This is a genomic window from Herbidospora solisilvae (assembly GCF_009901565.1).
GTDB lineage: Bacteria > Actinomycetota > Actinomycetes > Streptosporangiales > Streptosporangiaceae > Herbidospora > Herbidospora solisilvae.
The window spans coordinates 52,612-66,215 of the sequence record NZ_WXEW01000013.1 but is presented as its reverse complement, the minus strand read 5'-3'; the positions used below and the strand labels follow the sequence as shown (position 1 = coordinate 66,215).

At 68.0% G+C, this 13,604-nt stretch carries 8 protein-coding genes and 1 tRNA gene; 5 read left to right on the top strand and 4 right to left on the bottom strand.

Going from position 1 to position 13,604, the window contains the following annotated elements; genetic code table 11:
• Positions 1 to 2: 2 nt before the first annotated feature.
• Positions 3 to 650 (bottom strand): hypothetical protein, encoded by a 648-nt coding sequence (locus GT755_RS35665; protein WP_161483982.1) that lies wholly within the window; start codon positions 648 to 650, stop codon positions 3 to 5.
• Between the two features lie 402 nt (positions 651 to 1,052).
• Between GT755_RS35665 and GT755_RS35660 the strand changes: the two genes are divergently transcribed.
• The 3 genes from GT755_RS35660 to GT755_RS35650 all read left to right on the top strand — a co-directional run bounded on the left by GT755_RS35660 (position 1,053) and on the right by GT755_RS35650 (position 6,867).
• Complete coding sequence (locus GT755_RS35660; RefSeq protein ID WP_161483981.1) at positions 1,053 to 2,576, top strand: ATP-dependent nuclease; 1,524 nt, start codon at positions 1,053 to 1,055, stop codon at positions 2,574 to 2,576.
• Positions 2,577 to 2,759: 183 nt separating this feature from the next.
• A tRNA-Leu gene (locus GT755_RS35655) sits at positions 2,760 to 2,844 on the top strand.
• Positions 2,845 to 3,390: 546 nt separating this feature from the next.
• Entirely contained in the window at positions 3,391 to 6,867 is a 3,477-nt protein-coding gene (locus tag GT755_RS35650) for a phosphodiester glycosidase family protein (protein WP_161483980.1), read from the top strand.
• A 125-nt stretch (positions 6,868 to 6,992) separates the two neighbouring features.
• Here the strand turns inward: GT755_RS35650 and GT755_RS35645 are convergent, their stop codons facing one another.
• Entirely contained in the window at positions 6,993 to 7,334 is a 342-nt protein-coding gene (locus GT755_RS35645) for a hypothetical protein (RefSeq protein WP_161483979.1), read from the bottom strand.
• Between the two features lie 36 nt (positions 7,335 to 7,370).
• Between GT755_RS35645 and GT755_RS35640 the strand changes: the two genes are divergently transcribed.
• Positions 7,371 to 8,423 carry an STM4015 family protein gene (locus GT755_RS35640; protein WP_235968144.1) on the top strand — a complete coding sequence of 351 codons (1,053 nt, stop codon included), beginning with the start codon at positions 7,371 to 7,373 and terminating at the stop codon, positions 8,421 to 8,423.
• A gap of 5 nt (positions 8,424 to 8,428) precedes the next feature.
• Here the strand turns inward: GT755_RS35640 and GT755_RS35635 are convergent, their stop codons facing one another.
• Positions 8,429 to 8,857: an SRPBCC family protein gene (locus GT755_RS35635; RefSeq protein ID WP_161483978.1), complete on the bottom strand. Its 429-nt coding sequence runs from the start codon at positions 8,855 to 8,857 to the stop codon at positions 8,429 to 8,431.
• Between the two features lie 245 nt (positions 8,858 to 9,102).
• Between GT755_RS35635 and GT755_RS35630 the strand changes: the two genes are divergently transcribed.
• Entirely contained in the window at positions 9,103 to 9,507 is a 405-nt protein-coding gene (locus tag GT755_RS35630) for a hypothetical protein (protein ID WP_161483977.1), read from the top strand.
• On the opposite strand, the gene GT755_RS35625 is transcribed toward GT755_RS35630, so the two are convergent.
• Positions 9,508 to 13,551: an nSTAND1 domain-containing NTPase gene (locus tag GT755_RS35625; protein ID WP_161483976.1), complete on the bottom strand. Its 4,044-nt coding sequence runs from the start codon at positions 13,549 to 13,551 to the stop codon at positions 9,508 to 9,510.
• Positions 13,552 to 13,604 lie beyond the last annotated feature (53 nt).

Below are 13,604 nucleotides of genomic sequence, written 5' to 3'. Positions count from 1 at the left end.
CGCTAGTCACTCAGGGGGCCTGGCCTCTGGTCCCGCATGGCGACATCGAGATCTCGCAACTCGACGGAGTCGGTCCCGATTTCATGCATCTCTGTTCTGGCGTCTTTAAGCGCTCGATATGCTCGCTCAGCCTTCACGGCTTCCGCGCGCCCGTCATACCAGGAGGTTTGGACTTTTGGCCACCACTTGCCCAGTTTTTCGGGGTTCTTAAAAAAGTAAACAATAGCCGTTACACCTCCCGTGCCCAGCACAGTCGTCGCTATTGCTTCGATTGTAAGAGGTGAGTGCATCGACATATGCATGACAAGTAGGGGCGCGGAGTCTCTCGGCACTCCTATTCTGAGTTGCTCTCTAAGGTAGCCCGACATAGCATCATCATCACCTACCTCCCGCTCAGCCACTGCTGCACCTTCTAGGTGCAGCGAACTGGCTCCATAGATGCTCATTCGGCTCTTTAGCAGATAGGCCGCAGCAATCCTTCTGCTCAGAGCGTTCAAGGTACTCAAGACCTTCGCAACCGAGCCGAGAGTTACTCCAGACCCGAGAGGTGCTTCAGCACTCTCCGAGAGCCGTACAGCCGGTAACCCCGCGATCACTACTGCAAGGCCGGCGGGACTCTCCGCATACATGGCGTCAGGCAACTCCGTCACAGATTCAGATCGTAATGGTGGCACCCGGCCTTTGAAGAGCGATCGCCGTTGCGGTCTGATCACTGCACGGGCTACCTCCACCCGCGCCTGGGCCTTGACTCCTAGACATAGCTCACTCGCTACATGGAAGTATCTGCGGAGAACAACAAGCTGGCCTTGCCTCACCTTGGTCATCGATCAGTACACCGGCCATTGCACCGACCTAAGCGACTCAGTCCGGGAATGTCATAGAGCCACGCTTACCAATCGAATGCGCAGGATCGACCCGCCCCGAAACGCCAATATTGCAGTTTGGGAACTTCGCGCCTCAATGCGCCCTTTTGTACACAATGACAACTATGGAAGCAGGTGTCCGATTTCGAAACGGCCCGCTAACTTAAGCGCCGACCGTAGGATAGACACATGAAGATCAGCGCAGCCAGAATGATCAACTACAAATGCTTCGCCGATACAGGCGACGTCTCCCTCGACCGGATTAATATTTTTGCAGGCAAGAACAACGCCGGTAAATCTGCATTCATCCGAGCTATCCACCTAATGCAAGGTGGCGCCGACACCACAGGACGCGATCTCCGAATCGGGCAATCTAGTGGCGAGGTGCAAATACACCTTGACGATATCGACTTTCGACACTTTGAGCGCAGCATAAAACAAGAAATTTCGGGCACACTTACAATTAGGTTAAACAGAGGGCCCCAGGATCAGCTGATAATTCCAACACCCGGCCTCAAAGTCGGCCCAACAAATGAAATGGGCGTAGGATTTTCCCCTCAAGCCGAACCCGATAATTTCATCTACACATACCTTTCGAAGCGAAAGGTGGCTCGTTTTGAAGAACTGGTCAATCGATCACGAGCTACGGCCGTTACTAGCGACCTTCGCTATTTAACATCCAAAGTAGACCGCCTCGCCAACATTGATCACCCGAGATCCGAAGAATACAGTGCCCTCTGCAAAAAGGTGCTCGGTTTCCGCATCAGCACCTTCGGCTCTGCGAATGGTCATCAGTCTGGAATATCAGTCGGAAATTTCGATTATATTCCAATCGAAGCAATGGGTGAAGGTGTCTCCAGCCTGCTCGGCCTCATCACTGACCTCTGTGTAGCCGATGGCAACTTGTTTCTTATCGAAGAGCTGGAGAACGACATCCATCCTGAAGGCCTCAAGACAATCTTGCAGGCCATCATAGAAAAGTCGCAGAAAAACCAGTTCATCATTTCTACTCACTCAAATATAGTCACCAAATATTTGGGTGCAGCTCCGGGAAGCAAGATCTTCGTTGTCGAGTCGGACTACCGGCCCGCCCAGGTACCAACGTCTTCGATTCGCGAAATTGAACCGACACCTGCGGCCCGCATAGAAGTGCTACGGCAGCTCGGCTACGAGTTGTACGACTTTGATCTTTGGGAAGGTTGGCTCATCCTAGAAGAGTCCACCGCTGAGGCTATAATCAAAGATTATCTAATTCCTTGGTTTACGCCGAAGCTCTCAAGAATACGCACTCTTTCTGCCGGCGGAACAAGCAAGGTGCGTCCGACGTTCGAAGATTTTCGTCGACTATTTCTTTTCACGCACCTAGAAGAGCAATACCGATATCGCGCTTGGGTACTGGTAGATGGGGACGACACAGGACGAGCCGCAATCGAAGAGCTTCAACAAATGTACGGGAGAATGTGGCCGAAGGATCACTTCCGGACGCTGACGGCAGCTGACTTCGAATCCTATTACCCAGCCAACTTTGCAGACGAAGTTACCCAGATGCGATCTCTGGGTCATTCCGCCAAGCCTTCCGCAAAGAAAACCCTTGTAAACAGAGTTAAACAATGGTGCGACAAAAATGAGGAAGAGGCGAAGATTGGCTTCGCGAAGTCCGCAGCCGAAGTTATCGAAATCTTGAAGGAAATCGAATCCAAGCTATTTGACTAGAAAATGGCTAGTCAGATCTACTTGGCTGTTGACGTCTGGCAGATGAAATCATTGGCCATGACTCATCTTGCCGTTTCCCTGCATGAGGGAGCCACGGGAGCCAGTTTTGGGAGCCAATGCCATCCGACTTCCCGAGACCCACCACGACCCCCTCAGAGCGTTGATGCAGGTGAGAGATTCCGAGGATGACTAAGCCCGACTTAGATCGACCCGCGAAATTTCCCTGACACGGAAGAGGTCACAGGTTCAATCCCTGTATCGTCCACCAGGAGACGGGAGACCTGTGGTTGATGCCCTTTGGGCATCTGCCACGGGTCTCCTTCCTTTATACGGGGGGACGACCCCCCGAACCCCCCGCTGTCAGGGGGCTTCGCCCCCTCACGCTCCCCCGGCCCGCTTCGCGGTCCCGACGTCGCTGGCGCTCCGGGTCGCTCTCGCTCCTTGCGAGGGGCTCCGCCCCTCGCGCTCCCTCGACAGGCCTCGCTTCGCTCGGTCGGCTCTCGCTTCGCTCGGATATCTGCTCGCTTCGCCTTGTTTGCGATCAATCTCATCGAGGGGGGTGAGACGGGGTTCCTGGCTGGCGTCAACCTTGCCGCCAACCTGGTGGCCCTGTTCTCGGATCTGTCGATCTGTGCGCCGCCGGTCATCTGCAGCGATGCCGGCCGACGCCTCTTCCGCCAGGCTTCATTGCCTGCTCGTAGTGGCGTCACCAGGGCTTCTTCGGTGATCTCTTCAATCAGGTGCTTGTGCCCTTGATCCAACTGGGCGCAGCGGGGGGTGTTTCCCCCGTGTCATCACTTGACCCGAGGTACCGATGAAATCGATGGTCTCGAACCATCCACGTACGAAGCTGCTGCTGGTGGCGCTCGCCGCGGCGACCACGCTGACGGTCGCGCCTGCCGCCGCTTACGCGGACGGCGGTCCGCCTGCGCCGGTGACCGGCGGAATTCCCCTGATCAACACGACCGAGAGGATCGGTCCGGGGATCGAGTTACAGCATGTTAAGGCGGTCGACCAGAAGGGCTGGTACGACGCGCAGTTCCTCACCGTGGACCTGTCCAACAGTGCGGTCGGCACCGATCTGCTGACCGCCGGGCCGGTCGCGTTCGGCGGGCCGCTCAGCGTGGCCGCCAACAAGGCCGGGGCCGTCGCGGGTGTCAATGGCGAGTTCTTCGACATCGGCAACTCCAACGCGGCGCTCGGTGGCGAGATTCAGGACGGGCAGCTCGTCAAGACCGCCGACATCGGCGGCCGGCAGCACGTCGGCGTCAGCAGGGACGGCGTCGCCCAGCTCGTGAACCTCATGGTCGACGCGGCCGCGAACTTCGCGGGCGCGGACCACACGGTCCTGTCCGTCAACGCCGCCAACGGCGGCGGGGTGCCCGCGGACGGCCTGATCGCGTTCACCTCCGCGTGGGGCGACTACAGCCGTAACCGCGGCCTGACGGGCGTGGCGAACGACCAGATCGCCGAGGTGCTGGTCCAGAACGGGTCCGTCGTGTCGGTCACGCCCGCTGGTCCTGCGGGGTCGGGGACGATTCCGGACGGCGGCTTCGTGCTGGTCGGGCGTGGTGCCGCGGCGACGGCGATCCGGGCGCTGCGGCCCGGCGATCCGGTGACGCTCAGCTACGCGCTCGCTGACGACGTCGCGAAGACGATGAAGTTCGCGCTCGGCCACGGCGGCACCATCGTCACCGGCGGCCGGGTCGTCGGCGGCCTTGATCCCTCGATCGCCCCGCGCACCGCGCTCGGCTTCAAGGACGGCGGTCGCACGCTCGTGCTCGCCACCTGGGACGGGCCGGGCGGCACCGGCAAGGGCGGCGTCGGGATCGACAAGGAGGCGCGTGACCTCGTCGCGATGGGCGTGGAGACCGCGGTCAACCTCGACGGGGGCGGCTCGACCACGATGGTCGCCCGCGCGCTCGGCCGCGACGAGGCGACCGTCCGCAACGTCCCGTCCGACGGGCGCGAGCGCAACGACCCGAACGGCGTCGGCGTGTTCGTCGCGAAGGGCGACGGCAGGCTGCACGAGCTCCTCATCAGGCCCGCGCCGGGTGCGGCGTCGGCCGACGGCGGCCTGAAGGTCTTCCCGGGGCTGCGCCTTCCGCTCGTCGCGGACGGCGTCGACGACCATCTGACGCCGGTGAGCGTCGACCCGGAGTCCGTACGGTGGTCCGCCAACGGAGGGTCCGTCGAAGGCGGGACACTCGTGGCGCCGGCCGAGCCGAACGGCCGGATCACGGTCGACGCTCGGGTGGGTCCCACCGTGGCGCGGCCCGCGAAGGTCACCGTGCTCGACCCGGTCAGCAGCGTCGAGTTGTCGTCCCAGCGACTCTCGATCGCCGAGGCGACGCCCGCCAACGCGGTCACCGTCTCCGTGACCGGCCGTGACGCCCAGGGGTACACGGCCCCGATCGACCCGCGGGACCTCGCGCTCGACTACGACCACGACGTCGTCGACATCAAGCCCGTGGACGGCAAGCTGAAGATCACCCCGCTGACCGCCGCGGGCACGATCCTCACGGTCGCGGTCGGCGGCACGTCGGTCCAGCTGCCGATCACGGTCGGCGTGGAGACCAAGACGGTCTACGACTTCGACGACGACGTGCTCGCCCGCTGGCGCAACAACAGCACCGCGGCCACGACGTTCTCGGTGGATCCCGACGGTCTGCGGATCGACTTCACCGCGATGCGCAACGTGGGCATCACGGCGGCGTCGGCGGCCCGGCGCGTCGGCGTGCCCGGCCAGCCGCTGCGCCTGCGGATGCGGATCAAGTCGAGCATCAGCGTGCCGAACGGCCTGACCTACCTGGCCTACACCGACGCGACCGGCAAGGGCACCGGCGTCTACGGCACCGCCCTGACCGCGAGCGACGACTGGCAGTACGCGTCGTTCACGCTGCCGGCGAGCACGCCGTTCCCGATCTCGGTCTCGGGCTTCCAGGGCATCAACACGAGCGTCCCCCAGCAGAAGGCGGGCACGTTCGTCCTGGACCGCATCGAGGCCGACGTCCCGACGTCGATCGACCTGCCCGCCCAGCCCGGCCTCAGGCCCGACCCGCTGATCTCCGACGACGGCTCGCTGCCCGAGGGCCCCGGCACGTGGCGGTTCGCCACGCTGTCGGACGTGCAGTTCACGGCCGACAACCCGGCGCTGACCCAGGTCGCGACGGCGGCCGTCAAGCGGATCCGCAAGACGGAGCCGGACCTGATCGTCCTCAACGGTGACATCACCGACCGCGGCCTGCCGCAGGACCTCACGCTGGCCCGCCAGGTGCTCACCGACGCCGGGTGCGACCTCGTCCCGGTCGGGCAGGAGCCGTCGGAGGACAGCACGCCGGACCCGGACGCCGGCTCGATCCCGTGCTACTACGTGCCGGGCAACCACGAGTCCTACGGCCTCAACAACGTCCAGTCCGACCTGACGAACTTCACCAACGAGTTCGGGCGGCCGTACCGGACGTTCGACCACAAGGGCACGCGGTTCATCCTGCTCGCCAGCTCGCTCGGCTCGCTGCGCTCGACGGCGTGGGACCAGCTGCCGATGCTGCAGAAGGCGCTCCAGGACGCCGAGAATGACGCGTCGGTGCACAACGTCGTGGTGTTCGCCCACCACCCGGTGGACGACCCCGCCGAGACCGATTCCAGTCAGCTCGGCGACCGTGACGAGGTCGCGCTCGTCGAGCACATGCTCACGGACTTCCGCGACTCCACGGGCAAGGGCGCCGCGATGGTCGGATCCCACGCCCAGATCGCCGACGTCCACCGCCTCGAAGGCGTGCCGTACATGGTGCTGCCGTCGTCGGGCAAGGACCCGTACGGCACGCCGGACCGCGGCGGTTTCACCGGGTGGGTCAACTGGTCCGTCGACTCGCGGCGGGACGCGGACAAGCAGTGGCTCGAGGCCGAGGTGCGCGCCTTCGCGCAGTCCATCACGCTCACCACCCCGGACTCGCTCGAGGTGAACGAGACGGCGCAGCTCTCGGGCGGCATCGTGCAGCCGGCGGGCGTGTCGACGGGCACGCGTGTGGTGCCGCTGCGGTACCCGATGTCGGTCGGCTGGAGCGGCTCGTCCAACCTGGCGATCGGCAGCGGGCAAGATGCCATCGACACGGCCCTCCGCAAGGGCAGGGTCGCGATCCTCGACCCGCGCACCCGGACGCTCACCGCGCTGAACCCCGGCACGGTGACCGTGACGGTGACGAACGACTCGATGCGCGCCTACACCGACGACAGCTCGCTCGCGCCGATCACGACGTCGAAGACGATCCAGGTCGTGCGCGGCAGGTGACCCTGGCCGCGACCGCCGCGGATCGGCTCCTGAGCGGTCCGACGCACCGGGCGGCCTGACTGAGGGCGAGCACGTTAGGTGCTCGCCCTCAGTGTTGCCCGGCCGACTCACCCGCGCACCTGCGCTCAGTAGAAGTCGCTCCAGCTGTACCACTCGCCCCGCAGATGTTCGAAGGTCGAGGCGGCGCCCCCGTTGATCTCGTGGGCCGGTGGTCTCTCCGGGCTCCAGACATAGCCAAAGGGGTCCACTCCCTCCACGGCCTCGCCCGTCACGAAGTAGACGCGGTCGCGGAAGCGGTAGACGTCCAGGAACTCGATCCCCGCGATCGTGCGCTTCCCGGAGGCGTCGGGGCCGATCGTCCTGGCCACCCGCTCCAGTTCGGGAAGAGAGCGCAGGACGAGATCCTCATGGCTGGGCCCGCAGGCCACCAGCGTCAGCAGGGCGGCGCAGACGGCCAGTCTTCTCACCGTCGAATTGTCGGCCATTCCTGGTAAGGATGGCGCATGATCTTCCAGGGCGACGAGATATACGCCGACGACCGCGAATACGACCGATATCTCGACGCGCACTATCGCGGGAGAGCGGCCGACCCGCGCGACTGCGGGGAGACGTTCGTGCCTGAATCCGGGTTCTACGACGTCGACAGGATGGGTGCCCACCGGGAGACCTTCGCCGGGCTCCCCGTCGCCGGATATCGGCTGCTCGACGGCCGCGTCAAAGCCGATCCCGCCCTTGTGGCCTGGCCCCTGCACGGCGCTGAGATGTACGAGGAGGCCGACGAGGCCGGATACGCCGCGGGGCTGGAGGATCTGCTCGCCGTCGCCGACGGGTCGCGAATCGGGGCCATCGTGGCCCCCGGGATCAGCGCCCGCCACGCGCCGGCGGTGCTCGCCGCCAACGCCCACCGGCTCCCCCGCTTACGATCGTTGTTCCTCGGCTGCACCGATCCCGAATACCAGATCTCCTGGATCGCCCAGGGCGACATCACGCCGATCCTGGAGGCCTTCCCCCTGCTGGAGCGGCTGGACGTCCGGGGCGGTGAGGGTCTTGAGCTGAAGCCCGTCAGCCACGCGTCGCTCAGGATCCTGCGGTTCGAGACCGGGGGGCTGCCCGAAGGGGTCGTGCGGGCGATCGGAGACAGCGAGCTGCCCGCGCTGGAGCACCTGGAGTTGTGGCTCGGCACGCCCGAATACGGCGGCGGCGCGACGCTGGGCGACCTCGCAGGCATCCTCGACGGCACCGGCCTGCCCGCGCTGCGGCGACTGGGCCTGTGCGACTGCGAGTTCCAGGACGAGGTGGCAGCCGCCCTCGCCGCCGCGCCGGTCGTCTCCCGGCTGGAGGAGCTCAGCCTGGCCATGGGCAGCCTGACCGACGACGGAGTCGAGGCCCTGCTGACCGGCCAGCCCCTCACCCACCTGCGCCGGCTCGACCTGCACCACCACTTCGTCTCCGAGCCCATGGGCGAACGCCTCCGCGCCGCCCTGCCCGGGGTCGAGATCGACCTCTCCGAACCGCACGACCGCCGGGCGGGACCGTACATCTCCGTCGCGGAGTGACCCGGTCAGGGGGTTCGGTTCGCCAGCGTGTCGTGGAGGGCCTCCAGGCCGTCGCGGTAGATGGTGGTGAACAGGTCGACCACCTCCCTGTCGCTCACTCCCTCCGGGGTGAAGCATCCGGACCACAACGCCTCGGCGGCGTCCTCGCGGCCGGGGATCGGGTAGACCCGCAGGGTGGCGACGTAGCCGATGGCGGGGAAGGGCGATTCGAGGATGGCGTAGCTGTAGTGGCGTTCGGCGTCGCTGAAGCTCAGCAGGCGCTCCACGATCACCCCGCCGTCCGGGGTCACCAGGCGGCGGACGAGGCCACCGTGGAGCATGGTGCTCTCGGGGATGTACGGGAGCCAGTCGGGCAGGGCGTGGAACCCGCCGATGAGGTCCCAGACCTGCTGCGGGGAGGCGGGCAGGACGCGGCTGACCGAGGTCGATGCCATGGTCGTTCTCCTGAGGTCGTCGGGGCGGTGCGGGTGGATCGGGTGCCGTCAGACGCCGCCGGGGAGCGGCGCGGCGGGGCTGACCAGGGCGAGAGCGCGTAGTTCATGCCCCGCCGGTGCGGGATCGGCACTCCGCTCCGGGCAAAGACCGGGGGCTCCACCCATCGACACCAGCCGATATAGCTCGCGTATAAGCCGATGGCCCAGCGTTCCGCCCGTCAGCTCAACCGACCTGAAGGAGCGGAATGCGCAAGATCCACAAGCTGGCCGTCGTCTCCGGGGCGATCTCGGCGCTTCTCCTCGGAGCGGCGCCTCCCGCGATGGCCGCCAGTTCGAGTTGTTCCATCCCGCTGTTCTGGACCACGTGCACGACGGGGACCGTGGCCGCCAACTCGGGCAGCCACGACCTCATGGTCATCGCCACGAACTGCCCGGGGCCGCTCGGCGGCACGACCCTGGGCATCAAGCTCCAGGACGTCGGCACCGGACAGTACTTCTGGCACTCCACCGTCCCCTACGGCTACGCGCGGTATGTCAGGGTGTCCGGCCTCTACGGCAGTTACAAGCTGCGCCTGGACGGGGAGCCGACGCGCTACGGCCAGCTCACCACCAACGTGGGCGGCTGGACGCCGGGGCTGCGCGCCTGCTGATCAACCGCAGGTCACCTGACGGGGGAGCCCGGCGGCGTAGGTGTCCCACTCGGCGGCGGTGAGGTCGCGTCCGGACTCCCGGCACAACCGGGCCGCCGCCTCGGCGGGGTCGAGGGACCAGCGGATGATGCGGCCGGAGTCGTCGCCGCTGATCAGTTCGCCCGACGGGGTGAAGGCGAGCGCCTTGACGGGCAGGGTGGGGCCGGTCAGCCGGGCGAAGGGGCGTCGGCCGGCCAGGTCCCACACGATGATCGTGCGGTCCTCCCCGGCCGAGGCGAGCAGCCGTCCGTCGGCGCTGAAGGCGACGGCGTGCACGGGGGCGGTGTGTCCGGTCAGGGTGTCGACGGTCCGGCCGGCCGGGTCGTGCAGTTTGACGGTCCGGTCGGCGCCCGACGTGGCGATCATCGTTCCGTCGGGGCTGAAGGCGACGTCCAGGATCGACCCGTGGCCGGGTCGTACCCGGGAGATCTCCTTGTCCGTGGCGGTGTTCCAGAGCAGCAGCATGTCCGACGGGCCGACGGAGACCAGGAGCGGGTCGCGGGGGCTGTAGGCGACCACGGTCGACAGGTAGGGCGGGGCGTCGAACGGCGCCTGCTTGGGTTCGGCGGGGTCGGTGACGTCCCAGCGGAACCGGCTGATCGCGGTCGTCACCAGTGTGCGGCCCGAGGGGTCGAAGGCCACGCTGGTGGTGGCGCCCGTGCCCGCGTAGTGCGTCTCGCTCAGCCGCCGCAGGGTGGGGACGTCCCACAGGGTGAGGCTGTGGTCGCGGCCGACGGCCGCCAGCACGCGGCCGTCGGGGCTGTAGGCGATCGACCTGACCTGGTCGGGATGTCCGTCGAGGAGGGCGAGGGGGCGCCCGGTCAGGTCCCAGAGGCGGACGGTCCGGTCGCTGCCGGCCGAGGCGACGGTCGTGCCGTCGGGGCTGATCTGGAGGTCGTTGACGGCCTGGTCGTGGCCGCCGAAGAGCGGGACCGCGTGCTCGCGGATCACGATCGACGGGCCCATGCCGCCCGAGGCGAGCCGGGAGCCGTCGGCGCTGAGGGCCAGGGCCCTGGTCTCGGCGCGGCTGCGGTCGAGGTAGGTCTCCACGGGTCGCCTGCGGGTCAGGTCCCAGACGGTGATCATCCCGTCCTCGTCGGCCACCGCCACCCGGTCGCCGGCCGGCGCGGACACCTCCCACGCGTAGGGGCCGCTCGTCGGCAGCGCGAACAGGGAGGTGACCTCGTCGCGGGTCAGCCGCCAGAACCTGGCCCCGCCGCTGTCGGAGGCGGTGACCAGCGTCTCGCCCGAGACGATCACCCGGTGCACCCGCCGGGTGGGCACCTCGGCGTGGCGGTGGCCGGTGCGGACGTCCAGCACGACCGGTTGCTCCGGTCCGGTGGCGACCAGCAGCGAGTTGCCCGCGCCGAAGGCCAGTGAGCCGATCGACGGCCCGCCCGTGTCGATCGAACGGCGGGTGCGGGCGGGCAGCGTCCACATCTCGACGGTGCCGTCGTCGTGGCCGACCGCGACCGTGCGGCCGTCGGTGGCGAAGGCCATGGCGGGGGTGAGTTCGGTGAGCCGTTCGGTGAAGACGGCCTTCATCGTGGTGGTGTCCCAGACGACGACCGAGCCGCGGGCCCCCTTCGCGACCGGTTCGCGGGCGGTCGAGGCGAGGTAGCGCCCGTCGCCGCTGAAGGCGGCGCTCCTGACGTAGAGCGGCACGTCGGTCAGATGGTCTTTGAGGGTGGCGATCCTGCGGTGGTTCCGGTCCCACACGGCGACGGTGCCGTCGACCCCGGCGGCGGCCATCATGCCGCCGTCGGGGCTGAACGCCAGCGCGTAGACGCCGGGGCCGTCAGGCTTGACCTCGACCCGCCGCCGGGCCGCCGCCGCGACGCTCAGCACCCCGCCGACCGTCTCGGCGTCGGACGTGAGGCGGTGGGCGGCGACGGCGAGCAGGCCCGCCAGGCCCGGGTCGGTGTCGAGCAGGAACCGGGCCGTCAGCGACAACCGGCCGGAGGCCGCGATGTGCTGCTGGCGCTCGGCTTCGCGGCCCTGGCCGACCGCGACGCCGCCGCTGACGAAGGCCAGCAGGAGCAGCGCCGCGATCCCGGCGACCAGCCGCTTGAGCAGCCGGTTACGACGGCGCACCGCGACGATCTCGTCCTGCTCGGCGGACCGGGACGCGGCCAGGAAGGCGGCCTCCAGTGTGTTCGGCTCGCCCGGGTGCTCCTCGGCCCACGTCAGGGCCGAGGACAACCGCGACCCCCGGTAGAGCATGCCGGGGTCGCGGCGATGGTCGTCCCAGAGCCGGGCGGCCTCGGTGACGCCCCGGTGCACCAGCAGCGCCGCGCGGTCGTCGGTGAGCCAGCCGCGCAGCCGGGGCCAGTTCCGGATCAGCGCCTCGTGCGCGACCTCGGCCGAGCCCTCGCCGAGGGTGACCAGCCGGGCGGCGGCCAGCCGCAGCAGCACGCCGGTGACGACCGGTTCGGCGGCGATGCCGACCAGTTCGGTGGAGGCGACCGGGCGGCGGGTGTCCTCGGTGCCCTCCCCCAGGGCCGACAACCGCAGGAAGATCTGCCGGGCGACCTGGCGTTCCTCGGGGCCGAGGTCGGCGTACACCTGCTCGGCGGTCTGGGCGATGGCCCCGGCGACGCCGCCGGTGCCGTGGTAGGCCTCCAGGCTGAGCAGGGTGCCCTCGCGGGCCCGCCAGGTCTCCAGGAGGGCGTGCGAGACGAGCGGCAGCCCGCCCGGTTCGGCGACGGCGGCCGCCACGATCTCGGCCAGCATCTCGGGCTGCACCCGCAGCCCCGCCCGCGCGGCCGGGCCGACGACGATGTCCCGCAACTCGGCCGTCGACGGCGGCCCCACCAGTACCTGGGCCTCGCCGGCGAGCGCCTCGACCAGGTCGGGATAGCGGGTCAGCCACCCCAGGAAGTCGGCCCGGACGCCCAGCACCACCCGCCGCCCGGGCTCCAGCAGCCGGGCCACGAACGCGCGCCGCTCCGCCTCGTCGGCGCAGAGGGTGAAGACCTCCTCGAACTGGTCGACGACCAGCAGCACGCCGGTCTCCTCCGGCACCTCGGCGAGCGGGTGCTCCCCCGGCGTGACCAGCACGCCGTCCGGCCGGGCCCCGAGCAGTCCGGCCCGCAGCAGCGACGACTTGCCGCTGCCCGAGGCGCCGTACACCGCCACGAGCGGCAGCCGGTCCGACAGGCCGACCAGCCGGTCGCGCAGCGCCTCCCGCCCGAAGAACCAGGCGGCGTCCGCCGCCTGGAAGGCCGCCAGTCCTCTGTACGGGCACTCACCGCTGTCGGACGGCAGGGGGATCAGCTCCTCGTCCCCACGCAACATCGCCTCGTGCAGCCGCCGCAGATCGAGGCCGGGTTCGACGCCGAGCTCCCGGTCGAGCACCTCCCTGGCCTCGTGGAAGCCCTCCAGCGCCTCGGCCTGCCGCCCGGACCGGTAGAGCGCCAGCATCAGGTGGCCGCGCAGCCCCTCGCGGAAGGGATGCCGCCGGACCAGCTCGGTCAGCTCGGCGACGCTCTCACCGGGACGACCGGCCCGCAGCATGGCGGCCGCCCAGGACTCCGCCGCGGCGAGCCGGGCCTCTTCGAGGGCACCGGCGGCCTCGGCGACCGGCGGGCAGTCGGCGAACCCCTCGAACGCCTCGCCCCGCCACATCCGCAGGGCCTCGCCCAGCCTCTTGGCGGCCAGTTCCGCCTCTCCGGCCTCCAGCGCCGCCTCACCCTGGGCCGTCAGGTCGCGGAAGCGGCGGGCGTCGAGCCCGGGGGCGTGGAGGGTGTAGCCGCCGGGCCCGCGTGTCACCACGTCGTCGCCCAGGGTCCGGCGCAGCCGGTGGACGTACAGGTAGAGGTTGTGCCGCGCCGAGGCGGGCGGCCGGTCGCCCCAGACCGCCTCGACCAGCGCCTCGGCCGAGTGGGGCCGCCCGGCCCCGGCCAGCAGGACGGCGAGCGTCAGCCGCAGCTTGCGGGCGTCGCCGAGGGAGACCTCACCGCCGTCCCGGATGACCTGCAACGTCCCCAGTACGTTGAATTCCATCCGGCGTCACGACTCCATGGGCAGGGCTTATTGATCAAGGTGGTCCAGGTTCG

Excerpts from the sequence above, each read along its gene's own strand:
- GT755_RS35625 (WP_161483976.1), bottom strand. The coding sequence starts at position 13,551 with ATGGAATTCAACGTACTGGGGACGTTGCAGGTCATCCGGGACGGCGGT.
- GT755_RS35635 (WP_161483978.1), bottom strand. The coding sequence starts at position 8,857 with ATGGCATCGACCTCGGTCAGCCGCGTCCTGCCCGCCTCCCCGCAGCAG.
- GT755_RS35660 (WP_161483981.1), top strand. The coding sequence starts at position 1,053 with ATGAAGATCAGCGCAGCCAGAATGATCAACTACAAATGCTTCGCCGAT.
- GT755_RS35650 (WP_161483980.1), top strand. The coding sequence starts at position 3,391 with ATGAAATCGATGGTCTCGAACCATCCACGTACGAAGCTGCTGCTGGTG.
- GT755_RS35640 (WP_235968144.1), top strand. The coding sequence starts at position 7,371 with ATGATCTTCCAGGGCGACGAGATATACGCCGACGACCGCGAATACGAC.
- GT755_RS35630 (WP_161483977.1), top strand. The coding sequence starts at position 9,103 with ATGCGCAAGATCCACAAGCTGGCCGTCGTCTCCGGGGCGATCTCGGCG.